The sequence below is a fragment of the Aurantibacillus circumpalustris genome (assembly GCF_029625215.1).
Classification (GTDB): domain Bacteria; phylum Bacteroidota; class Bacteroidia; order B-17B0; family Aurantibacillaceae; genus Aurantibacillus; species Aurantibacillus circumpalustris.
Map to the genome: position 1 here is coordinate 2,472,585 of NZ_CP121197.1, position 22,873 is coordinate 2,495,457.

Consider the following 22,873-nt stretch of genomic DNA (forward strand, 5'->3'; position numbering starts at 1 on the left):
AAAAGTTTCCTGCTTGCTGTATTTTAATTGCGCTAACAAAACAAAATATGCGCACAGGAAACCATTTCAAAAATAAAATTATCTCTTTAAAAGAAAGACTAAAAGAATTAAGAATTTATTCACTTTCTCATTCATGCAATTTTCAAAAGCGACGAACCAAAAAAATCGATCCTTTAAATTTGATTTTGAGTTTTTACAATTGTAACCTAAATGGTTCGTTTTCTCTTTCTGGCTGGGCTTTTCATCTAAGTCAACTTATAAATAAACCGATTTCGAAACAGGCTATTTTTGAGCGAGTTGATGCTGATTTTATAAATTTATGTCGCGAACTTTTAAATAGATCTTTTAATTCTAAGCGCACGGTAAATAAATTCATGAAAAAATTCAGTAATGTTTACATTCAAGATAGCACCTGTATTCACTTACCAAGCTCATTGTATGAATTTTATCAGGGAAATAAAACTTACACAGGTAATCACTCCGTTGCGAAGATTCAGGTTATCTATAATTTAATGAAGAATACATTTGAAGAACTAATGGTTACTTCTTTTACCAGAAATGATCAGGCAGCTTCCGCTGACATCTTGCAATATATTAGCGCGGGCGACTTAATAGTAAGGGATTTAGGTTATTTTGTTTTAAGATCTCTTAAAGAGATTCTTAAGAAAGGAGCGCATTTTATTTGTCCATTACGAAAAGATGTTCATTTGTTTTTCCCACATAACAATCAACTCATTGATTTGAAGAAGCTATTAAAAAACAAAAAGTATTTGAAACAGACTGTTCTTTTAGGTAAAGAAGAAAAAGTACCTGTTACACTTTTTGCAATTAAATTAGATCGTAAAACAGCAAGCTATAGACAAAAATACGCTATTCAGGATCGTGACAGAAGAAAAAAACTTACAATAGAAAAACTTCATTTATTAGGATGGGATGTTTTTGTAAGTTCTTGTGCAGACCTTGAACCACAAGTAATACAAGATATTTACAAAATAAGGTGGCATATAGAAATAGTTTTTAAATCATGGAAAAGTCATCTAAAATTAGAAAAAAACATCCCTAAAAGACTAAACCGACCATTTATTCCTGAAGCAATTATTTACCTCACCTTACTTTTGACTGTCTTATTTATAATGCCTGTATACCGACTAGCAATAAAAACATTTAAGGGTATAAGCTTAATAAAAACAACAAGATTTATTGTAGGATTAATGCCGCGATCGGATTGGACCTTAAGTCAAGTACAACTTAATAATAGTCGAAGATTAATAACCTACGAAACAAGGAATAGAGCGAACTTTACCGATAAAGTGGCATTTTTAACTTGACGCCAATTCGATAGTTATCGGGATAGTTTTGTTTGATGGAACCCCGTGTAATTTTCGGGACCAACGCAGCTAATCCCATTACTTACCCAGAAAAAAATAGAAAGCCCCGCTGATGCGGGGTTTTTTGTTTTAAGAATTGACTCTGGATTAAAAAAAAATAAAAATTACTGCCTTTATTTTCTCTAAAATCAAGTAAAAATGACTGTAGTGCAAAATAAAATTCAAATGCCCAAAAACTATTTCAAACTGAGGACAAACATATTTTGAAGGCCATAGAATTGTTATTTGATCAGGAGGAAGAAACTTTTGAATTAACTTCAGAGCAGAAGAAGGAATTAGATAAACAGCTTGCAGAGGTAGAAAGCGGTAAAGCTAAATTTTACAACATGGATGAAGTTAAAAAGATGGTTCGTAAGAGCTTAAGAAAAAAATAGAATGCTGCCGGTTTTAATTTTTGATAATGCAGCGAAAGATTTTCAAAAAGCATATACTTATCTTGAAGAACAAGAGAATGGGTTAGGAGAAAAACTACTTAGTCGGATAACCGAATATATAGAGGTAATTGAAACAAATCCATATATTTTTAAATCAGGATACCGACAAATAAGACAGGCTAAAATAAAACCCTTTCAACATCTTTTACGGTATAAAGTTTTTCAGGATTACGTTGCGGTTATTCAGTTGTTCCATTGGAAACAGAACCCTATTAAAAACTTATAAATAGATTTTTCTTATGGTGAAGGTATTTTTGGATAAACGAATCTTCTTTCTAACTTTGGTTAAACCCCCATTAAACATGAAGACAATCCATATTGCTTTAATTATATCATTACTGGCAACAACCCTAACCTATGCTCAAAACGAATTCGGAGGAATTTGCCATGATAATTCAGGTAATCTATATTGCGCAGGATCATTTAGAAATGTGCTTGAATTAGGAAATAAATACACCATAAAATCTAAAGGTGAATCAGATGTCTATATAGCAAAGTATGAGTCTAATGGTGACTGCATATGGGCCACAAGATACGGAGGTTTATATAGTGAGAGGGTTTCTGATATTTGCAGTGATTCAAAAGGTAGTACTTATGTTACAGGAAGTTTTAGTAACACAACAAGTTTTAGAAATTTAAAAATAGTAGCATCAACTATAAAAACATATCCTTCACCCAATTTCTACTTGGTTAAGTTAAACATTTCTGGTGATCCTGTTTGGGTTAAATCTTCTATTAATAGCGGACGAGATGATGGTGGTTTTGTAGTAACCGATCCTGCAGGAAACGTTTATGTAAGTGGTACTTTTGATGATAAATTTGAGTGTGATGCAAAGAGTGTAACGTCAAAAGGAAAAGACGATATGTTTATTATGAAGTTAAGCGCTGGAGGTAATTTATTGTGGCTTAAAAGTTTTGGAGATGCAGGTGATAATGGTTGCAGTGCAATTTATTTTTCAGGGGACAGAATTTACGCAGCATCATCAGAAGAAAATAAAGAGGGTTACAATGCTAAATTACTTTGTCTTGGAGCTGGATCAGGAGAAATAATTTGGTCTAAGGTAGTTGGTACAAAGAAAGGGAGTATAGATGCAATTACTGTAGATAATGATAAAGCAGTTCTTATCACTGGGTATGTTGAATCAAGAAATGGCAGTGATGGGCAAGAATTAATTGTTGCAAAATATGCTGTAGATGGAGCAGATATTTGGAATAAGAGATTTACTGGCGGATTTCCAATTGGTAAGGCTTTGTCTGTAGATCAAAAGAATTCTATTTATTTAACTGGAGGATATTCCGATTCACTTAGAATGGATCGTTTTAATATTTCAGGCTACCCTAAGGAAGATGTATTTCTGGCCAGACTTGGACCTACTGGTGTCACTAATACTGTAATAAGTAGCGGAAACTCAAAAAATGATAGAGGGTCTAGTCTAAATATAATCAACAATAAAATAATTCTTGGTGGAACTTTTACTGATGGATTGGAATTTGGTAAAAATAAACTTAATGGGTCGGTAAATACAGTGTTTATTGCAAGTTTTGAAATAGCAAAGCTTAATTGCACAAATATGAAAATTCTATCAAGAGATGTTGATGAAGAAATAGGTGTAGCTCAAACCGACATTTACGGCAAATTATTAATCGGTACAAGTCAGAACAAAACATTTCTTTCAGATCAATCGCTTTACTTAGAAGATTTAAATGGTCTCGTTTTGAAGAGAACAATCACAGATGAACAAGGAGATTTTTCGTTTAAGAATATAGATAGCAATGTACCTATGAATCTTGTGATCGATAAAAATGACAAAGTTAGTGAAACACAGGAAATATATCTCGCAACCCAAACCGGAATAATTATGGATAAGATGACCATAAAAGATCAAAAATTTAAGTACCACATTATAAGTGCGGAAATTGTTAAGATGCAAGAGATGCCCGAAGAAAATGTTGAATTAAAATTTCAAGAGTTCGGTACCAATGGTGGAAAAGAATTTATGGTAACCGAGCGGATATCCTATGAATCAGGTTCATGGAGTGTTCCTGTGGAAGCAATTCCTGATCTAAAAAAGATAGCTCAACATATGAAGCGTTTTTCAAGGATTAGACTTGAAATTAATGGACATACAGATGCTTTAGGAGACGAAACTTTTAATAAAAATCTTTCTACAATACGAGGAGAAGAAGTAAAGGAGTTTCTTGTAAAGTTGGGTGTGTCTATGAAACGAATAAGTGTAATCGGCCATGGAGAAGAAAATATTATTAATAGATGTCATGAGGGTGTGAATTGCTCTGAGAGTGAGCATGCTTATAACAGACGCACTGAATTCAGGTTTTACATGGGGCCAGGACTTTGATTTAATATGGTTGGAAGTTCCGAGATATAAAACTACACCGGCACCAAAGATTCCAATAAATTTCGGAAAGTAATACTGAAGTAAAATAAAGTTTATGCAATTTTATTGCAAAGAATTAATCAAAAAAAGCCGAACTCTTTCAAGCTCGGCTTTCTTATTTATAATCTGTTTACTCTAAACTTTTTCTAAAGAATATTTAGCCATAAACTCCATAGCTTTGTCAACCATTGAAGAACTGCCTAAAAATAGTGGTGTGCGTTGATGTAATTCTGTTAAAGGAATTTCCATAATACGTTTACCACCTGTGGTTGCTTTGCCTCCTGCTTGTTCTATCAAATAAGCCAATGGATTACACTCGTATAACAAACGTAATTTTCCGTTAGGAGATTTTGTTGTGGTTGGATAAATATAAATACCGCCTTTAATTAAGTTACGGTGAATGTCGGCAACCCCAGAACCGATATACCTTGAAGAGTAGGGACGGTTAGTGGCTTTGTCTTCTTCCTGACAATATTTTAAATATTTTTTTACACCGTCAGGAAAATGTAGATAATTTCCTTCGTTGATAGAATACATTTTTCCTTCTTTAGGTGTTTGCATGTTTGGATGCGATAAACAAAATTCACCAATACTTGGATCTAGGGTAAACCCGTTAACGCCTTTACCGGTGGTATACACAAGCATACAACTTGACCCGTAAATAACATAACCAGCAGCTACTTGTTCTGTACCACGTTGCATAAAGTCTTCCAAAGTACCAGGCCCACTTAAACTCAAACGACGGTAAACCGAAAAAATAGTTCCAACCGAAACATTCACATCTATATTAGAAGATCCATCGAGTGGATCCATAGCAATTACATATTTTGCGCTTTTTGAAATCTCAGAATCAATTGGTATGATGTCGTCGTTTTCTTCACTAGCAATGGCACAAACTTCACCACCTGCTTTAAAAGCCGCAATGAATTGTTCGTTGGCATAAATGTCTAATTTTTTTACGCGTTCACCTTGAATATTGGTTTCACCTGTTTCTCCTAAAATATCTACTAAACCAGCTTTATTAACCTCCCTGTTTACAATCTTTGCAGCAATACCAATATCACGTAAAAGTCTTGATAACTCACCCTTTGCATAAGGAAAATCCGCCTGTTTCTCAATAATAAATTGACCTAATGTTTTCACGTTCATAAGTTAAATTTTGAAACGCAAATTTAGCAATTTTAAACGGAAAATGCTTGTTTTTTTATCACACTTATTTCCTTAGGTATTACGCAGTTACAAGCTGTTATTGGACTCGCAGAGTAGAGTGGTGAATTTTAGATCATGACGCAAGAGAAATGTTATTTGGTTTTATTTTTCTAAGAAAAAACAAGCTGAATAAGGATACAAAACACATAATTGTAAACGCAGAATTATAGTTCGTTCTCACTACAATTAAACCAGCTGTCCAAACAGCCCAAGACTCGCAGGCATTTGTAGCAGCCATAAATGTACTAAATTGAGTAGCACCTAGTTTTGGATTGGTAATACTCATAAATAAAGCGTAAGATGAAGAAGTAAACATACCGACAAAGAAATACATACCTGTAAAAAGACTTAACCAGGTATAGGCTGGAACATCTTTGTTTAAAATACCAATTAAAGAAATCAAAACGATCATAAAAACAAATCCGCACAAAAAATAGAGGAGAGCTTTTTTTCTTTTGATCTTATCTGAGAGAAATCCTCCCGCTATGCCGCCTATTAACGTAGATATAGTTACTGGAAATCCAAAGAAATATCCAATGCTTGACTCATCAATTCCTTTGTCTGTTAAAAACGGACCGGCCATTGAACCCGCAACTTCAAAGGCAGCGGCAGCGGTTAGCGCAAAGGCAAGTGTATACCAGGTTTGTTTGCTTAAAAATGTTTCTTTAAGATTAGTTTTAAAGCTTGATAGAAGTTTTTGTTCATCCATTAAAGTAGCAGATTCTTTTATAAAAAGAAGTAAGATCATAATATTTAAAATTACAAGAACCATGAGTGCAATGGTAAGCTGTAAACCAATTATCGAAATAAAAATAAGTGTTCCGCCCCCAAAAAGTCCTCTGCCCAAAAGCATTCCGGCTTGCATATAACCATTAAATATTCCTTTTTCATCATCTGCCACGGTATTAATAACCAAAGCGTCAACCGACACATCTTGTGTAGCAGCGCATAAAGAGTGAAGAAATAAAAGCCCAGCCCATAACATAACATTATTTTCAATTGGTATAAAAATGAGTGGTAGTAAGGTTAAGCACATAAAGATTTGTGAGATGGCGATCCAGGATTTATAGCCGTAACGTGTAGACCTGAAAATATCAATGAGCGGCGCCCATAAAAATTTAAATACCCATGGAAGAACAAGAATAGCAGTGAACGTTCCAATAACGTCAACCCCCACACCAGTTTGTCTCAGTAAAGTTGGCATGGCCCACCAAATAAAACCAATGGGAGCACCTTCAGCGAAATAAAAAGCAAATGCGGTTAATGCCCTTCCTGATTTGGAGTTTAATAAATTTAATTTTTGTGTATTGGGAAATAACATAAATAATTAAATCTACCATTTTCTGGGGGATTCTTCAATTCTTAGAATGCAAGCGTGATACTTTTAAGGATTTTTTTTGAAACGATTTTAGCTAGAAAAATCTTCGTTCAAAAATTCTTTCCAATTGCTAAGGTTAGCAATGACTTGAATTTGACGGTACTTAAGGTGAAATTGCTGCTCATCGCTTTGAGCATTTAATACATTAATTCTGTATTTATCGAAATTTGCTAAAGCTGTTTTTTCTTCTAGACTTAACTTTACGCCACTAAATTCTTTGTCGCGCAAATCATTAATGCTAACAACTAAACCAGTAGTTTTTTTATTAAGTAATACGGAGAGAAAATCAGTTTTATATTCCACATGTTAAAAATAGCTTTTAGGAATGATTTGAAAAAAGCGTTTCTGAATATTATACTAACATTGTGGTGTTAATTGTACTTTTTTAAGAAATGTCTGTTTTGAGAGTGTCAAGAAAAATAGTTGTTTGTTTTTTACTAGTGAGCTCATATTCTTGGTCACAATTACCGAAACTAGGCAAGTATGAGCGTTGTTGGGCATTAACACATCCTTTTGCAGCACTAAAAGTAAAACGGATTACAAAAGAATGTAAGATATATTCTGATCAGATTTCAATCAAAAGTGAATTAGACGGTTTCAGTAATGGAGGAAAGTTAGACGCCTATCGACATAGTTTGTACATGGCTGCTTGTGCACAAAAAATTAAAGTGCGAAAACTTCGAAGACTGGGTATTGCACATGAAAAAACAAATTACCGACAGTTTTTAAAATCCGAAAAGGAAGAAGGAGAGTTGGCAGATAGTTTAAGTTCTGTAATGGATCTTTTTAATAATGAACTTGGATTTAAAATCGGCTTTCAAAATAAAAAGATATTTCTGGAACATATAAGTGAACTTGTAATCGATGAAATAAAAAAGGGAAATGCACTTATCATGAAAAGAAATAGGTCTGGAGCATATTTAGATTGTGAAGGAAATCTTATTGATTTGAAAAAATATAATCGAACTTGGAACATTCCTAAATGTCTTGTATCATCAAAGAATAATTAGATCATACACAATTCTCGAAGGTTCTAAGATTTCTTCCCCTCGTCAAAACTCTGCAATTGCTCAAAATTTAATTTGCAATTAATCCACTCCGCATCAAAATTCGAATCATATTTTTTGTAGAAATTAATGGCAGCCTCATTCCAATCCAGCACCTGCCATTCCATTCGTTTTACTTTTTCTTTTTGTGCAATTTTCGCAACTTCGTTAAACAGTAATTTTCCGTAACCATTTTTGCGTTCTTCTTCTGTAACGATAATATCTTCTAGAAAAAGACATCTACCTTTCCAGGTTGAATATTTGTAGTAATAGAGAGCAATACCAATTATCTCGTTTTCTTTTTCAAGCACAAAAAAATCAAAGAGTTTGTTTTTCCCAAAACCTGAATTTGTCATTTCTTGAATATTTACTTCTACTTCAGTAGGTGCATTTTCAAATACAGCGAGTTCTTTTACCAAATTGAGCGCTTGTGGCACATCGTTTTCTGTTCCTTTTCTGATGATGATTGACATGATGCTAAAATACTATTTTTTACCAAAAAATTAAATGAGTGTAAAATATAACCGCATAGGATCATAGGATCAACTAAATGCTTAATAACATAGGGACACATAGAATTTGAAGCGAAGCTTCAAATTCTATGTTTGCTTAAAACTACCTTATTAGAATTCGATAAAACCTATGTGTCTATGTGGTTTATTTTATGTAGAATGCATTGTAACCTTATGTAGTAAAGAATTTCTGCAGAGTCTTTCTAAACTTACTCCGTGCCTCAACGCCTCCGTTTTTCAGTGTTGAACAGTGCACTTTTTACCACAGTGTCGAAGGAGTAAAAGAGTTCCACTGAGTTTTTCTAAATTCCCTCTGTGCCTCAGCGTCTCCGTTTCTTAGTGCAGACTGTAAACATTTTTGCCAAAGAAATGAATGAGTGTAAAATATAAACACATAAGATCAATTAAATGCTATGTTTCCTAAAAATTGAACTGATATGATCCAATAAAACCTATGTGCCTATGTGGTTTAATTAAGTAGCCCAAGTTTTTATCACAGAGAGTTTTTCTAAACTTCCTCTGTGCCTCAGCGTCTCCGTTTCTCAGTGTTGAAAAGCAGCAAGGTCTCAGCCAGCAACTACCCGTTCTTAGTAGAGTAGGTTTTTTTTAAAATGACTTTTTGCAGGATGCGTTTAATAATTAACTCAGCAAGCACCTCTTCAAAACTAAGCGATGAATTTTTCAATTGATAATTACGAATTTGAATTTCACTAATGTCTATTCGGTACAATAAACTTGCAATTAAAGTACTACTGTTGTTAGAAATAATTTTCAGTTCATGTAAAAGAACTAATTTAAGTGCTTCTAGGTCTCTTGGTAAATCGCCAGTAAAATCAGAGTTTGCACCGGCACCTTCAAAATCTTTTTTAAGTTGTTCTTTAAATAAATCGAAAAGATTTTCTTTAAACAAATAAGTATTTACATCGATTTCTTCCATTTATCTTTTAAGTAACAAACGCTCAACCGGTTTTTTATTTAGAATATGCGATTCAATTATTTCTTTCACATCTTCTTTTTTAACACCGACATAAAATGTTCCTTCTGGATAAATTGCCACGGTTGGGCCAAAATCGCAAATACCCAGACAACCACTTCTATTGGCACGCATTTTTAAACCAACATTCAACTCTTTTAGTTGCTTCTTGAATTCCCCAACTAATTCCAATCCATGTGCATCACCGCAACTTAATTTTTCGCTTCCGCTTCGCTGATTGTTGCAAACAAAAATATGAACATCGTACTCCATAAACTTTTTGTAATTTAAACTGTTAGTTGTATATATGACAAAGATATTAATTACAGGTGGAAGTGGTTTGGTTGGGAAAACAATTTCTGAATTATTATTAAAACAAGGTCATGAACCGCGCTGGTTAAGTCGAGAAGCAGGCACGTGGAAGGAAATTCGAAAATATAAGTGGAATCTGAATGAAAAATATGTTGATGAATCAGCCTTTGAAGGCGTAGAAGCTGTTATTCATCTTGCAGGAGCAGGAATAATAGAGAAACGCTGGACAGATTCTTACAAAAAAGAAATAATTGATTCGCGTGTAAAAAGTACTCAGCTTTTGTTTGATGTTATTTCGAAAAATAAATTCCCAATAAAAACAGTTGTCGGTTCTAGTGCCGTTGGATTTTATGGAAGCGTGCCAAGCGAACATTCATTTTCTGAAGTGGATTCTGCTGGAAATGATTTTCTTGCTGAAACTTGTGTAGACTGGGAAAAAAGTTACCAACCTTTTGTCGATTACGGAATAAGAACAGTTATTGTAAGAACAGGAATTGTTTTGAGTAACAAAGGTGGAGCTTATGCAAAGATGAAACCGATTTTTAATTTAGGACTTGGAGCAGCGGCGGCTTCTGGTAAACAGTATTTTCCATGGATTCACATAAATGATCTGACGAATATTTATTCTCAAAGTGTTTTAAAACCAAAATATCACGGAGTGTATAATGCTGCCGCTTCGCAAGCACCAACGAATAAAGAATTCTCAAAACAATTAGCGAAAAGTTTACACAAACCATTTTTTTTACCAAATATTCCTGAATTTATATTGAACTCTGTTTTAGGAGAACGTGCTATTACGCTTACTTCCGGCTTGAAAATAAGTAACGAAAAAATAAAAAATACAGGTTTTGTTTTTGGATTTGATGATTTAGCAGTTGCTTTGAAAGATTTAAGTAGCCATGACTAAAGAAACCATTTTACTTCTTTCACATCAAGTTCATTAATTTTTCCAGATGAATCTTCGAGTAAAAGTAGTCCACTTTCGCTTAGACCTTTAACGAGTAATTTTTTTCTTTCACCATGAATTTCAAATTCTAAAAATTGATTTAAACCATACAGGTGTTTTAAATAAGCTTCGCTAATTGAGCTGAGTTTTGAGTTGCGCAATACGAGGTAGTGTTTTTCAAAATGTTTGCACAGCGTCTCTAAAACCAATGTGATACTGTAATCAGATCCAGTTATTAATTTTAAAGATGTGGCAGTGATTGTTGGATCAAATTCTACTTGATTTACATTTATTCCAATACCTGTAACGCACCAATTAATCTGATTATTTTGAATGTTATTCTCAATTAAGATGCCCGCTATTTTTTTTTTGTTTACCAAAATGTCATTAGGCCATTTTATTTTAATGTCAATTTGGCTACTCTTCATTATTTCCGCCACGCTGTCATAACAAGCCAAAGCAACAATTTGATATAAAAAGAACTGATTTTTAATGCTGAGAAATGTCGGTTTCAAAATTATAGAAGCCGTCAGATTCCTTTTAGCTTGTGCGTTCCAGACCGAGCCACGTTGTCCCTTACCATGTGTTTGATTAGCAGTATGCACAACAGTGCCTTCAGAAAGGTTAACGTTCTTTAACAGGTCTATGGCATAAGAATTGGTGCTATGTATTTCAGGTAAAAAAATGATGTTTTTCCCAATAAATAGTGTTTCCATTACGCCAAATAGGTTAAATTTGTTGTTTGGTGTAAACCTAATAAAATTAATTAAAAGCTAGTAAAATATCTTCATGGCTAAAAAACCATCCGCGGCGAGTGCGAAAAAATCTCCAGTAAAAAAAGCTTCTGCAAAAGGAGTAAAATCAATTGCTAAAAAATTATCTTCTGGCACAAAGTCTAAATCTTCTGTGGTGAAAAAATCACCGGCAAAAAAAGGTAAGACTCCAGTAAAAAAAGTTTTAACCGACAAGGAACGTGAACTACGCGAAGCAAATGTGATCGCTAATTCTGAGAAAAAGAAAAAACCAGCGGCGTCTAAACGCCCTAAAAAAATTACTACCGAAAAAGAAACATCTACATTGCTAGATGCTATTGTAGAAGGTATGCAAGAAAGAAAGGCGAAAAATATTCTGATCATGAATTTACAGGAAATTGAAAACCGTGTAACAGATTATTTTGTTATTTGTGACGCGGATAGTAATACGCACGTAAATTCAATTGCAGATAGCGTTGAGGAAATGGTTGAAAAATTAGCTAAGGAAAAAGCTTATCACACCGAAGGAAGTCAAAATGGTGAGTGGATTCTCATGGATTACATAAACATTGTGGTACACGTGTTTTTACGTGAAACAAGAGAGCATTATAACATTGAAGGTTTGTGGGGTGATGCTGAAATCACACACATAAAAAATTAATTAAACGATATTTAATATAAAATGAGCGAAGAACAAAAACAGGAACCGACCCAGAATACAAATAGCAATCAGCCTTCGTCGCCAGAGGAAGAGAGAAAGAAGCAGTTTGAGCGCATGAAAGAAAAATTCGGACGTCAAAACTCCCCATTTGGTGGTGGTGGCAACAAAGGCGGTAACGGTGGAAATAATTTCTATTGGATTTATGGCGTTGTTGTTGTAGTGCTGTTAATGGTAGTGTTTTATGGCAATGATTTTAATTCACACTTAAAAGAAGTACCTCAAAGCAAGTTTTATCATGACATGCTTCTTAAAGGTGATGTTCAGGAAGTAGTGATCGTAAACAAAAGTATTGCACGTATTACCGTGAATCCTGATAGTGTTGCAACAGCGAATCGTTACAAAGATCCGAAAACCGGATTGGCCATGTTTGATAAAAAATTTAAAGGACCCCAGTTTTTTGTAACTATTCCTTCTATTGATTATTTTTTATCAAGCATGGAAAAAGTACAAACTGAGGCAGGTATTCCAAAGGATAGACAAATTTCCGCCCGCAGTATTGAAGAATCAAATTGGATGACTGATAATCTTTCTTTTATTATTCCAATTTTATTAATGATTGTTATTTGGGTTGTAATGATGCGTCGTATGGGCGGTGGCGGCAGTGGCGGACCCGGGCAAATCTTTAATATTGGAAAATCAAAAGCTACTTTATTTGATAAGGATACACATGTAAACATTACGTTTAATGATGTTGCAGGATTAGACGGTGCTAAAATGGAGGTGATGGAAATTGTAGATTTCTTGAAGAATCCGAAAAAGTACACCGACTTAGGAGCAAAAATTCCGAAAGGTGCATTACTGGTAGGACCTCCGGGTACAGGCAAAACCTTACTTGCAAAAGCTGTAGCAGGTGAAGCTAAAGTTCCTTTCTTTTCTCTGAGTGGATCTGATTTCGTTGAAATGTTTGTTGGAGTGGGAGCATCGCGTGTGCGTGACTTATTCAGACAAGCAAAAGAAAAAGCACCTTGTATTATTTTTATTGATGAGATTGATGCCATTGGTCGTGCACGTGGTAAAAGTGCGTCGGCAGGAGCAAACGATGAACGTGAAAACACTTTGAATCAATTACTAACCGAAATGGATGGTTTTGGTACTAACAGCGGTGTAATTATTCTTGCAGCAACAAACCGCGCAGATATTTTAGATCGCGCTTTAATGCGTGCAGGTCGTTTCGATAGACAGATTTATGTTGACATGCCTGACTTAAATGAGCGTAAAGAAATTTTCGCGGTGCATTTAAAGAAAATTAAAATTGATGAAAGTGTACACATTGATTTCCTTGCAAAACAAACACCAGGATTTAGTGGTGCAGATATTGCTAATATTTGTAACGAAGCAGCTTTAATTGCCGCGCGTTCAAACAAAAAGGTTGTTCAGAAGCAAGATTTTTTAGATGCGGTAGATAGAATTATTGCCGGCTTAGAAAAGAAAAATAAAATTATCACTGTGCAGGAAAAACGTGTGATCGCTTTTCATGAAGCAGGTCACGCCACTGTGAGTTGGATGTTAGAGCACGCAAGTCCTTTGGTAAAAGTTACGATTGTGCCGCGTGGAAGATCTTTGGGTGCAGCCTGGTATTTGCCTGAAGAACGTCAGATCACTACACTCGATCAAATTCTCGATGAAATGTGCGCTGCATTAGGTGGACGTGCTGCAGAAGAAATTGTTTTCGGTAAAGTGAGTACAGGTGCGTTAAGCGATCTTGAAAAAATAACCAAACAAGCCTATGCCTGTATTGTATATTATGGCTTAAATGAGAAGATTGGTAACATCAGTTATTACGATAGTTCAGGACAAAGTGAGTACGCTTTTAGCAAACCATATAGCGAGAACACTGCCAGAACAATTGATGAAGAGGTGAAGAAAATGACGGATATTGCTTATGCAAAAACGAAACAGATCTTAATGAGCAATAAAGATAAACTGACCATGCTTGCAGAAAAACTTCTTGAAAAAGAGGTAATTTTTAAAGAAGACTTGGAAGAAATTTTCGGTAAACGTCCTTTCGATAAACACGAAGAATTACCACCAACGAAAGTGGAAATTCCTCCGGCACCTAAGTTGGATAACCCTCAGATTAATTTATAATTTCAAATAAATTAAAAAAAATGCAAGTCATTTGGCTTGCGTTTTTTTTGTGCAGAAACGAGAAACAATTCTGTGCGCTTATTTTCCTGCGGTATAATACCATTTAGGATTCGCAAACAGATTTCACTAAGACAGTATCGAAACCATTCAAGCGGGAAGCCTGTTTAGAAATGACTTTGTTGGACGCTGCGCGGAACGGCGGTAACCTAACTCAGTAAATATTTTCTTTAATCTTTGATATTCAGCTTGTTAATTAAGTTTTTTCTTATCTTAGTATATCATTTAAAGCCCATTTGAAAAAGACGCTTCTATATTTTTTTGTTTTTTCAGTCAGTTTTGTTTCGTATGGCCAAAACGAAACCGCTAGTGTTTATTTTGGCACTTTTGCAGGATTGAGCTTTACGACAAACCCACCCACAAGTTTAAACAACAGTACTATGGCTACGGGAGGAAATGCTGCTTCTACAATAAGTGATGCCGCAGGTAGTTTATTGTTTTATACTAATGGTAACGACCAACGACTATCAACTAAAATGCTCACTTCAGGTCTAAAACAGGATATTTAATGATTAAAGTTTGTCCTGTAACAGCCTGTTGTTTTTCATCAAATTTATTCCATCGGCGAATATCTTCTTCTTTTACTTTTAAAAAGGTGGCAAGATTTTTTAAAGGCTCGTCTACCTTAACATGGTACATTACTATTTTTTTAGGGGGAGTCAATGCAATACTATCTGGTTTTTGAGTGATGGCAGTTGTTGTTATTAAAGCCTCTTGTACATCTTGAAGTTTCATACCTTCATGAGTTGTAAGATCTTTTGTATACCCAGAGTAATCAATGCTACTATTTTTTGGAACTCTTATCTCATATACTTTTTTGTTGGGATTTGTAAGTTCATTTGTCAGTAACCAGGGATTAAATTGGTGAACGGTTTCTGCAGAATAACCAATTTGTTTTGCGAAAGCTTGAATGTTCTTAATAGTTGTATCTACCTTGTAAGTTTTAAATGGAATTTTAGAATAGTAGACTAGCTTTTTCTTCTTGAGTCCGAAATGTCCGGGACTAGAAAACAATGTTTTGTACGCCATGATACGATAAATAAAACTGGCCGTTTCACGATTTAATAATAGATCGTGGTAGTTATCTGCGTTTTGTTTCGCCATGGCATTTTGAATACCGCCGATACCACGGTTATAAGCAGCCGCAGCTAGTGTCCAGTTATTAAATTTCCGAAAAGCATCTTTAATATGTTCGCAAGCCGCTACTGTGGCTTTTTCCACGTGGTAACGTTCATCTATTTCGCTGTTTACTTCTAAACCATAGTTACGGGCCGATGGCGGCACCAATTGCCAGAATCCAGCAGCGCCTGCATGAGAAGCAGCGTTTGATAAATGACTTTCGATCACACAGAGGTATTTAAAATCATCGGGGACACCTTTTTGTTTTAAAATAGGTTCAATGTATGGAAACCAACGTTGTGCTTTTTGAAATAAGGCGAGTGAGTTGTTTTTCCAATAAGATGTGTTAAAGAATTCTTTTTCTAAACCCTTTTTAATACGGTAATTGTTAGAAGGTATTTTTTCCCCGCAAAATTCAAGGTTTGCAGGGATGTTAAGATCAAGAACGTAAAAATTATTATTGGTGTAAGAAACCGTATTTGGTTTGGGAGCTATTACATAGGTTTTAACGAGAATGTAAACAACCACTAACAATAAAAATAGCAGAAAGGAACGGGAAAAATTATTTAAGATTGAAATCCAATTAATCTTCATTTATTGTAAGTTTAATATACGTTTTGCCTACGAATCCTCAATTTGTTTTACGTAGCCCTTTTTGTTTCGTTGCAAAAAGATATAAGGTAATTAGGATTTCTTTTTAACTATCGTAAGAAGGTACAAAGAAAAAAATACCAAAAGAACAAAGAAAATGGAACTATAAAAAAGGGTGTAAGAAAAACGAACCACTAACAAATACGCCATCAAAATACCTATATCACCCAATCCAAAGAAAAGAAGAGCAATTCTTTTTTCTGTTAACCCCCTAAAAAAGAGGTGATGAGTGGTGTGATCTTTTCCTCCAATAAAGGGTGAGCGACCTTCTTTGAGTCTGTTAATTACAACAGTGATTGTATCGGTAAGTGGCAATAAAAAAACAAGTACAACAATAACTATGTTGGCGATAGGAAAGCCATTTACTAATGGGGATGTGGGATTATTCCAACAGTTATCGATACCCATCACCGCAAGGAAGAGTCCTAAAAATTGACTGCCTGTATCACCCATAAACATTTTTGATGGGTGGAAATTAAAAACGAGAAAGCCGCATAAGGCACCTAAAACGCCTAAATTAAGCGTGGTGGCGTAACTATTGGTGTTAAATAGAGAAACATTAACCGCCACCATGAAAAAGCAACCCAAAATGGACACCAAACAACTAATGCCATCCATATTATCCAACATGTTAATTGAATTCATGAGTCCAACCACCCAAAGGATCGTAATGAGATAATTTAAAAAAAGATTTTCAAAAATGTGAATACTATGTCCTGAGAAAATAAGAATGAGTGCGCAAAATATTTGAGTTAAAAATTTTAATAAAGGTTGAGTATTAAATGCATCGTCGGCTAATCCCATTAAAAAAGCAAGCGTTGCAGATAAAAGAATACCAATTATTTGTATGTTGAAGCCGGCATTTTGGTGAGGAAGAATGATAGTGAAAATAAATGCAAAAAGAAATACTACATAAAAAGAAATGCCACCTAATGAAGGTTTAGAGTCTAAGTTCCATCTTACCTGTTGGTGTAATTCACGATTCCGCATCCCTAAAGTTTGCGCAAAACGAAGTAATATGTAATTAATCAAAAGAGAAAAAACAAAACATACAATAAAAATTGTAGTAAGTATGAAATGAAAACTTAGATTCATATAATAGTTTTTAAGAGTGCATTTTTCTGAGTTAAAAATTATTTACTCAAAAAGACTCACAAAATCTTTTATTAATTTTCCCTGGAGGTCTTTCTCAGAAAGTAATGGGTTTTGAAGTTTCCAGTCAATTCCAATAGTGGGATCGTTCCATAAAAGACAATCTTCTGATGCTTTGTTATAAAAATTCGTGCATTTATAAGAAAAAATAGTGTTGTCCTCTAAGGTAGCAAACCCATGCGCAAATCCTGGTGGAATATACATCATCGTTTTGTTTTTTTCGTTAAGCTCCATGCCAAACCATTGCCCGTATGTGGGTGAGCTTTTGCGAATATCAACCGCTGCATCGAAAACAGATCCATTAATAACGCGCACAAGTTTACCTTGCGCCCAGGGATTGTTTTGAAAATGTAGTCCACGCAAAACTCCTTTTTGTGAGAGCGATTGATTATCCTGCACAAAATTAAGATCTAAGCCAGCATTTTTAAATAAATTGGCATTATAACTTTCAAAAAAATAACCTCTTGCATCTTCAAATACTTTTGGTTGAAGAACTAAAAGGCCTTTTAATTTTGTTTCAATAACTTCCATTATTTCTTTTTTCTTGTTCTTGATTTAAACTTTTCATCATCACTGTAATATCCGCTTCCGTAGCCGTAGCCATAGCCATAACCGTATCCATAGTTGTAACTGTATATCTTACGACTTACATCCACATCATTTAATACAACCGACAAGTTAGAAACTTTTGATTCATTTTTTAAACGATCAAGTATTTGCGTAAATAATTTTCTTGAGTAACCCGCTCTAAAAACATAAATCGGATAATCTGCTCTTTGTATGGTAGCAATACCATCGGTCACAAGTCCAATAGGCGCATTGTCAATTACAATATAGTCAAACTTGGTTTTTAAATATTCCAAAATCTCATCCAACTTTTTACTCAAAATTAATTCGGAAGGATTAGGAGGAGAAGGGCCGGCAGTAATGAATTTTAAATTGTCCATAGGGCTATTCATAAAACAATCCTGAACGGGAGTAATACCGGTTAAAATGGTACTCATTCCGATATTATTAGAAACACCAAATCCTTTATGGATTTTTGGTTTACGCATGTCAAGGTCAATAATCACCACACTTTTTCCCGTAAAGGCAAGTACCCCTGCAATATTAATGGCAACGAAGGTTTTACCCTCACCACTAATTGTAGATGTGATGGATACTATTTTGGTACCTTCACTGGCATCTATAAAGCCAAGATTAGTTCGAATTGTTCTAAAAGCCTCACTTATGAGTGCTTTTGGGTTTTTATCTACAATTAATTGTGAAACAGGAATATCGTTTTCATATTTTGGAATAATGCCCAGCAGCGATACATTTCCTGAAGAATAGCGAGTAATATCTGCCAGAGAATAAATCTTGTCATGGAAAATATATCTAATAAAAACCAAACCAATTGAAAATAAAAATGAAAGTAGAAAAGCTATTGACATTGCGTTACGTCTGCTAGGTGAAACCTGCGCTCCAATTCCTAAAGCTTTTTCTAAAATAATGTTTTTGGATACGTAACCCGCTTTTGAAATGGAAAACTCTGTTTTTTTCTCAAGAAGCATGGTGTAATATTTTTCGCTTATTGAATATAGCCGTGTTAATCTTGAAAACTCCACTTCGTCTTCGGGAGCTTCAATCATTTTTGTTTTGAAGCTGGAAGATCTTTCTAATAAGCTCTTATACTTGCTTTTATATTTTAATCTCACACCATCAAGACTTTCGATGAGAAGTTTTTTTTGATTTTCTATCTGGTAATTAACTTGTTTTATGTTTTCAGAATTTGGAGTAGCGGCATAAAGCATATTCTCTTTTTCATTTAAGAGCTTTTGGATGTGTTGTGTTACGTCTTTTACTAAATTTTCATATTCGGTACCAGAGATAAGTGATATGAGTTGATAAACATCTATATTTTTGTTTTTAGAAATATTAGCTTGTATTTCGCTAATAATACGCTCTTCCATTTCAACCTTTAACAATTGCTCTTCAATGCTTGAATAACGTTGTAATTCGTTGTTAATTAAATTATCCTTTTCACTAACTTTTTTTTCTTTTTTGAAAGACTGCAAATCTTCTTCCGTTTTCTTTAAATCATTATAAACATTACCTAATTGACTATCGATAAACGCTAAAATATTTCTTGAACTTTCGCTTTTGCGTTCCACATCATAATTTAAGTACTCTTCTGTGATGGCATTTACTATGTCTGTAGATTTAGATGAATTAACATCTTTTACTTTTATTAAAATTGTTTTTGCTAATTCGTTTAAAAGTTTTAATTCTACTTTTGCTTGTAGCTGTGCCGTAATAGCATCTACATCATGAACAACAAAGTAAAAACCACTATTTTCCTTCAGCATTTGTTTAATTATAGCTTCGGGCATTTTTGGATTGATAAAGACGTTAATATCAAAGTTAGGGGTGCTTACCCATGAATTTAATTGAAAGTTAAAATTCTTACCTCCAAAACTTAAAACACCTCCGGTAAGTTCTTTATTAATGTCAACACCGATGTTTTGACCGTAAGGAGCGTCTTCCTTTAAATTTATTTTAACTAAATAAGGTGATGAATGGTACAGTTCGCTATTTTTAAACATCCCTTCGCTATAGTAATTAACGCTGATATCGAGTTTTTCAACTACGCGCTTCAAGAATATTTTCGAGCGTATTTGTTCAATAGCCTCTGCCAGAACATTGTTATTGCCACCCAAACTATTAAGCTTTAAAATGTCTTCTGCTTTATTAGCATCGTTTATCTGGATAATAGCCCTAGATTCATATACCGTTTGACTGTATCTTAAATAAAGAAATACGGTGGTAAAGCTTATTAAAAAAAATAGAACAATATAAATCCTGCTCTTATTGAACAAAAAAGCAATTACTCCAATGTCAAAATTGGAGTTAAACTTTTCAGTTATATCTTTTAGTTGATTATTTGCTGACTCTACCTGGGGATTAAACATTTATCTTACCTTTTTGAATATGAATAAAGGATTAAGAATGCTGTTAGAAGAGTAAGAACAGGGGCAACCTCTTTGGTGAATGTTGCAAGTGGCCTGTATCTTGGTTCTACATAAATAATATCTCCAGCCTGAACAATACTTTGTCCCGCCAAGATTCCATCTATTTGAGAAAGATCCATAAGGTACACTAAAGGTTTTTGAGTAGGATCAGGGTTATTACGAATCAACTTTACTTTATAGGCTTTACCATCTTCTAAAATACCCCCAGCGCCAGCCAGGGCCTCCATTACAGATGTGTTATTATTTGCCAATGGTAACACTTTAGCTACGCCTCCATTTCCTGGGAAAACGATTACTCGTCTGTTAGTTACCCTTAAGCTTACAAATGGTTCTACGTAAAATTCAGCGTATTTTTCTTGCAGCAATTTCTCTGCTTCTTTAATGGTCAATCCCGCTACTTTTACCCTTCCTAGCAAAGGCATTTTAATAGAATCATTACTCTCTACAATTACGTCAATATCATTTCTGAAAACAGCATTGGCTTCTGATGCCAGATTAATGAGTTTGAAACCATTGTTTGTAAATAGGCGGTACACAATTACGTCGTTTGTAGCAATCTTATAATCAAGTCGGCTTAATGAATCAACCAATTTATCATAACTAAAGTCTTTAGGAGTTTTAAGCATTAAATTCGACCTAAATATTTGGCAGGAAGAAAAAATGAAAATTGAAAATAAAAAGATAATGAGATTGCGCATAGTTATATACAAATATATTATTTTTAGTCTGATCTATCTAAAAAAATAGTTATTGGCCTTGTTACGAGGGGTATTCGATACGGGCATGATAAATATTCATTAATCGTTTTTTAAATATTTTTTTGATGGTAGTAATGTCTTTAAAAGTTATGTCAGAATTAATAAACTGATTATTTGCAATTTTATAATCAATAATATTGTCTACCAAATCGTTAATTGTTAAAGCGTCGTGATTTTTTAAACTTCTAGAAGCTGCCTCAACTCCATCCGCAATCATTAATACCGCCGTTTCTTTGCTAAACGGAATTGGTCCGGGGTAGCGAAACTGACTTTCGGCAATTTTCGAATCATGGCCTTGTTTACGAAAGAGATTTAAAAAATAACTCACCGAAGTAGTGCCATGATGCGTTCGTATAAAATCAATTATTTGCTCTGGTAGCTTATATTTCTTAGCCATTTCAACCCCAAGTATAACATGATTAATAATAATTCTGGCACTTTCAATGGGGTCTATTTCTTGGTGTGGACTAAAACCATCCGGTTGATTTTCGGTAAAAAAATAGGGATTTTCAAGTTTTCCAATATCGTGATACATGGCTCCTGTTCTCACAAGTAAAGAGTTTCCGCCTATGTAATAAATTGCCTCTTCCGCAAGATTTGCAACTTGTAAGCTGTGTTGAAAGGTTCCCGGTACGTCTTTTGAAAGCCTTCTTAACAAGGGATGGTTGAGATCGCTTAATTCGAGAAGTTTGAAATCGGAAATAAATCCAAAAAAACGTTCGGTTAAGAAAATAAGTGGGTAAGCTAACAAAACCAGCATCGCACTTATAGCGAAAGGAATGTAAGAACTAAATTTCATAACAGTTTCAGGAGTTCCGAAACTCAATTGATAGGTTACAAAAATTAAAACATAAAATAAAAATACCAGTAGCGCTGCATTCAAAATTTGTTGCCTTCTCCGCATCTCCGCCACAACAAATAAAGTACCAATTCCAGGAATAAGTTGCAGCAAAATAAACTCAAGCCTATCGGCCATAAAAAAACTACATAACAATAAAATCATTAAATAAGTAAATAATGCAGTACGACCGTCAAAAAACACTCTTACCATAATTGGTACCAAGGCAAAAGGAAGTGCAAATAACATTAAACCGTATTTATGAAAAAAGAAACTAAAGTATACTGAGCCTAACATTAACAAGAATAGAAAGGCTACCTGTTTGTTTTGGCCAAAGATTTGTTTTCTGAAAAAGGCCAGAAACACAAGTAAAACCATTGAAATAATGTAAGTTAAACCCCATTTGGCCATAAAACGAACAAATGAAAAGCTTGCGTTTTTATTCTGCGCGTTAAAATACCTGTTAATGAGATAGCGCTTGCTGTTTGTTAAAGGTTCAGATTCTTTTACAAGTGTTTGGCCTTCTTTGATTATATTTTTGTAAAGAGATAGTTGTTCAAGTTTAGAGCTTATATAAAGATTTGTTTTCTCCTTGTTTAATAAATAATTAATAGTCAAATAATCTAAATAATTTTTGTCGATGAGATCTGAATTAATATTTCTACTTAAATACTCAACCGCCGTTTGTATGGTAAAATAGTCGTAGTATACCGCCGGTTCTGCGTAACTGCCTATTGTTATAAAAATCGCTTTTTTGCGCGAATCTTCGTCTAGCGTTTCGATAACACCTCTTTTGTAAATGCTATCAAATAGAGGTTTTAAAATTTTGTAAGCCTGTGCATCAACTAAATCTAAATGTTGAAGTTTTACTAATTTGTTATTTCTTTCGGTATTGTTTACTTCAAAAAATAAAGGAGCCGCTTTTTTAATCTGATCTTTTTCTTCTTTAATCTCTGCTGGGGTTTTGCTAATCAAAAAATCATGGTCAACTACCAAATCGCGATAAGGCCATATAGCTGTGAACGAATCTACTTTATGACCCTTTATTTCTTTATCGGGAAGCATTAATGCAAATAGAAAAGAACAAGCTGCTACAATAATCATTTTAAAAACGAGATTGTGTTTTGCCTGT

General features: G+C 34.2%; 22 protein-coding genes. 9 read left to right on the forward strand and 13 right to left on the reverse strand.

Annotated features, from left to right (window positions below; translation table 11 throughout):
- Positions 1–47: 47 nt before the first annotated feature.
- From P2086_RS10350 to P2086_RS10365, 4 genes are all read left to right on the forward strand, one after another.
- Positions 48–1,328, forward strand: a complete 1,281-nt coding sequence (locus P2086_RS10350; RefSeq protein ID WP_317896666.1) for an IS4 family transposase — start codon at positions 48–50, stop codon at positions 1,326–1,328.
- Between the two features lie 263 nt (positions 1,329–1,591).
- Complete coding sequence (locus tag P2086_RS10355; RefSeq protein ID WP_317896667.1) at positions 1,592–1,762, forward strand: addiction module protein; 171 nt, start codon at positions 1,592–1,594, stop codon at positions 1,760–1,762.
- Between the two features lies 1 nt (position 1,763).
- Positions 1,764–2,048, forward strand: a complete 285-nt coding sequence (locus tag P2086_RS10360; RefSeq protein WP_317896668.1) for a type II toxin-antitoxin system RelE/ParE family toxin — start codon at positions 1,764–1,766, stop codon at positions 2,046–2,048.
- A gap of 76 nt (positions 2,049–2,124) precedes the next feature.
- A complete protein-coding gene (locus P2086_RS10365; RefSeq protein WP_317896669.1) occupies positions 2,125–4,179 on the forward strand; it encodes an OmpA family protein in 2,055 nt (684 codons plus the stop codon).
- 174 nt (positions 4,180–4,353) lie between these two features.
- Here the strand turns inward: P2086_RS10365 and fbp are convergent, their stop codons facing one another.
- From fbp to P2086_RS10380, 3 genes are all read right to left on the reverse strand, one after another.
- Positions 4,354–5,367, reverse strand: coding sequence for a class 1 fructose-bisphosphatase (gene fbp / locus P2086_RS10370; protein WP_317896670.1), 1,014 nt, complete (start codon positions 5,365–5,367; stop codon positions 4,354–4,356).
- Between the two features lie 133 nt (positions 5,368–5,500).
- Complete coding sequence (locus P2086_RS10375; RefSeq protein ID WP_317896671.1) at positions 5,501–6,748, reverse strand: MFS transporter; 1,248 nt, start codon at positions 6,746–6,748, stop codon at positions 5,501–5,503.
- 87 nt (positions 6,749–6,835) lie between these two features.
- Entirely contained in the window at positions 6,836–7,108 is a 273-nt protein-coding gene (locus tag P2086_RS10380) for a hypothetical protein (protein WP_317896672.1), read from the reverse strand.
- Between the two features lie 137 nt (positions 7,109–7,245).
- Between P2086_RS10380 and P2086_RS10385 the strand changes: the two genes are divergently transcribed.
- Positions 7,246–7,815, forward strand: a complete 570-nt coding sequence (locus P2086_RS10385; RefSeq protein ID WP_317896673.1) for a DUF6973 domain-containing protein — start codon at positions 7,246–7,248, stop codon at positions 7,813–7,815.
- A 23-nt stretch (positions 7,816–7,838) separates the two neighbouring features.
- Here the strand turns inward: P2086_RS10385 and P2086_RS10390 are convergent, their stop codons facing one another.
- The 3 genes from P2086_RS10390 to P2086_RS10400 form a co-directional block, all read right to left on the reverse strand.
- The gene (locus P2086_RS10390) at positions 7,839–8,324 is read right to left on the reverse strand and encodes a GNAT family N-acetyltransferase (protein ID WP_317896674.1); all 486 of its coding nucleotides are present in this window, start codon (positions 8,322–8,324) and stop codon (positions 7,839–7,841) included.
- 616 nt (positions 8,325–8,940) lie between these two features.
- The gene (locus P2086_RS10395; protein WP_317896675.1) at positions 8,941–9,300 is read right to left on the reverse strand and encodes a hypothetical protein; all 360 of its coding nucleotides are present in this window, start codon (positions 9,298–9,300) and stop codon (positions 8,941–8,943) included.
- Positions 9,301–9,609 carry a (2Fe-2S) ferredoxin domain-containing protein gene (locus P2086_RS10400; RefSeq protein WP_317896676.1) on the reverse strand — a complete coding sequence of 103 codons (309 nt, stop codon included), beginning with the start codon at positions 9,607–9,609 and terminating at the stop codon, positions 9,301–9,303.
- A 34-nt stretch (positions 9,610–9,643) separates the two neighbouring features.
- On the opposite strand from P2086_RS10400, the gene P2086_RS10405 reads away from it, so the two are divergent.
- Positions 9,644–10,555, forward strand: a complete 912-nt coding sequence (locus P2086_RS10405; protein ID WP_317896677.1) for a TIGR01777 family oxidoreductase — start codon at positions 9,644–9,646, stop codon at positions 10,553–10,555.
- Here P2086_RS10405 and P2086_RS10410 read toward each other — a convergent pair.
- The gene (locus P2086_RS10410; RefSeq protein WP_317896678.1) at positions 10,552–11,310 is read right to left on the reverse strand and encodes a biotin--[acetyl-CoA-carboxylase] ligase; all 759 of its coding nucleotides are present in this window, start codon (positions 11,308–11,310) and stop codon (positions 10,552–10,554) included. The two genes, P2086_RS10405 and P2086_RS10410, sit on opposite strands and share 4 nt — an antisense overlap.
- A 73-nt stretch (positions 11,311–11,383) precedes the next feature.
- Between P2086_RS10410 and rsfS the strand changes: the two genes are divergently transcribed.
- The 3 genes from rsfS to P2086_RS10425 all read left to right on the forward strand — a co-directional run bounded on the left by rsfS (position 11,384) and on the right by P2086_RS10425 (position 14,721).
- Complete coding sequence (gene rsfS / locus P2086_RS10415; protein WP_317896679.1) at positions 11,384–12,007, forward strand: ribosome silencing factor; 624 nt, start codon at positions 11,384–11,386, stop codon at positions 12,005–12,007.
- A gap of 21 nt (positions 12,008–12,028) precedes the next feature.
- Positions 12,029–14,155 (forward strand): ATP-dependent zinc metalloprotease FtsH, encoded by a 2,127-nt coding sequence (gene ftsH / locus P2086_RS10420; protein ID WP_317896680.1) that lies wholly within the window; start codon positions 12,029–12,031, stop codon positions 14,153–14,155.
- A gap of 293 nt (positions 14,156–14,448) precedes the next feature.
- Complete coding sequence (locus tag P2086_RS10425; RefSeq protein ID WP_317896681.1) at positions 14,449–14,721, forward strand: hypothetical protein; 273 nt, start codon at positions 14,449–14,451, stop codon at positions 14,719–14,721.
- Here the strand turns inward: P2086_RS10425 and P2086_RS10430 are convergent.
- From P2086_RS10430 to P2086_RS10455, 6 genes are all read right to left on the reverse strand, one after another.
- The gene (locus tag P2086_RS10430) at positions 14,693–15,925 is read right to left on the reverse strand and encodes a lytic transglycosylase domain-containing protein (RefSeq protein WP_317896682.1); all 1,233 of its coding nucleotides are present in this window, start codon (positions 15,923–15,925) and stop codon (positions 14,693–14,695) included. The genes P2086_RS10425 and P2086_RS10430 overlap by 29 nt on opposite strands.
- 90 nt (positions 15,926–16,015) lie before the next feature.
- Positions 16,016–17,077, reverse strand: coding sequence for an MraY family glycosyltransferase (locus tag P2086_RS10435; protein WP_317896683.1), 1,062 nt, complete (start codon positions 17,075–17,077; stop codon positions 16,016–16,018).
- A 42-nt stretch (positions 17,078–17,119) separates the two neighbouring features.
- Complete coding sequence (gene rfbC / locus P2086_RS10440; RefSeq protein WP_317896684.1) at positions 17,120–17,665, reverse strand: dTDP-4-dehydrorhamnose 3,5-epimerase; 546 nt, start codon at positions 17,663–17,665, stop codon at positions 17,120–17,122.
- Positions 17,665–20,085, reverse strand: coding sequence for a GumC family protein (locus P2086_RS10445; protein ID WP_317896685.1), 2,421 nt, complete (start codon positions 20,083–20,085; stop codon positions 17,665–17,667). Before P2086_RS10445 ends, rfbC begins: the two co-directional genes overlap by 1 nt.
- Before the next feature lie 5 nt (positions 20,086–20,090).
- Complete coding sequence (locus tag P2086_RS10450; RefSeq protein WP_317896686.1) at positions 20,091–20,771, reverse strand: polysaccharide biosynthesis/export family protein; 681 nt, start codon at positions 20,769–20,771, stop codon at positions 20,091–20,093.
- A 133-nt stretch (positions 20,772–20,904) separates the two neighbouring features.
- Entirely contained in the window at positions 20,905–22,845 is a 1,941-nt protein-coding gene (locus P2086_RS10455; protein WP_317896687.1) for an HD family phosphohydrolase, read from the reverse strand.
- Between the last annotated feature and the right edge of the window lie 28 nt (positions 22,846–22,873).

Excerpts from the sequence above, each read along its gene's own strand:
- P2086_RS10350 (WP_317896666.1), top strand. The coding sequence starts at position 48 with ATGCGCACAGGAAACCATTTCAAAAATAAAATTATCTCTTTAAAAGAA.
- P2086_RS10360 (WP_317896668.1), top strand. The coding sequence starts at position 1,764 with ATGCTGCCGGTTTTAATTTTTGATAATGCAGCGAAAGATTTTCAAAAA.
- P2086_RS10365 (WP_317896669.1), top strand. The coding sequence starts at position 2,125 with ATGAAGACAATCCATATTGCTTTAATTATATCATTACTGGCAACAACC.
- fbp (WP_317896670.1), bottom strand. The coding sequence starts at position 5,367 with ATGAACGTGAAAACATTAGGTCAATTTATTATTGAGAAACAGGCGGAT.
- P2086_RS10375 (WP_317896671.1), bottom strand. The coding sequence starts at position 6,748 with ATGTTATTTCCCAATACACAAAAATTAAATTTATTAAACTCCAAATCA.
- P2086_RS10390 (WP_317896674.1), bottom strand. The coding sequence starts at position 8,324 with ATGTCAATCATCATCAGAAAAGGAACAGAAAACGATGTGCCACAAGCG.
- P2086_RS10395 (WP_317896675.1), bottom strand. The coding sequence starts at position 9,300 with ATGGAAGAAATCGATGTAAATACTTATTTGTTTAAAGAAAATCTTTTC.
- P2086_RS10400 (WP_317896676.1), bottom strand. The coding sequence starts at position 9,609 with ATGGAGTACGATGTTCATATTTTTGTTTGCAACAATCAGCGAAGCGGA.
- P2086_RS10405 (WP_317896677.1), top strand. The coding sequence starts at position 9,644 with ATGACAAAGATATTAATTACAGGTGGAAGTGGTTTGGTTGGGAAAACA.
- P2086_RS10410 (WP_317896678.1), bottom strand. The coding sequence starts at position 11,310 with ATGGAAACACTATTTATTGGGAAAAACATCATTTTTTTACCTGAAATA.
- rsfS (WP_317896679.1), top strand. The coding sequence starts at position 11,384 with ATGGCTAAAAAACCATCCGCGGCGAGTGCGAAAAAATCTCCAGTAAAA.
- ftsH (WP_317896680.1), top strand. The coding sequence starts at position 12,029 with ATGAGCGAAGAACAAAAACAGGAACCGACCCAGAATACAAATAGCAAT.
- P2086_RS10430 (WP_317896682.1), bottom strand. The coding sequence starts at position 15,925 with ATGAAGATTAATTGGATTTCAATCTTAAATAATTTTTCCCGTTCCTTT.
- P2086_RS10435 (WP_317896683.1), bottom strand. The coding sequence starts at position 17,077 with ATGAATCTAAGTTTTCATTTCATACTTACTACAATTTTTATTGTATGT.
- rfbC (WP_317896684.1), bottom strand. The coding sequence starts at position 17,665 with ATGGAAGTTATTGAAACAAAATTAAAAGGCCTTTTAGTTCTTCAACCA.
- P2086_RS10445 (WP_317896685.1), bottom strand. The coding sequence starts at position 20,085 with ATGTTTAATCCCCAGGTAGAGTCAGCAAATAATCAACTAAAAGATATA.
- P2086_RS10450 (WP_317896686.1), bottom strand. The coding sequence starts at position 20,771 with ATGCTTAAAACTCCTAAAGACTTTAGTTATGATAAATTGGTTGATTCA.
- P2086_RS10455 (WP_317896687.1), bottom strand. The coding sequence starts at position 22,845 with ATGATTATTGTAGCAGCTTGTTCTTTTCTATTTGCATTAATGCTTCCC.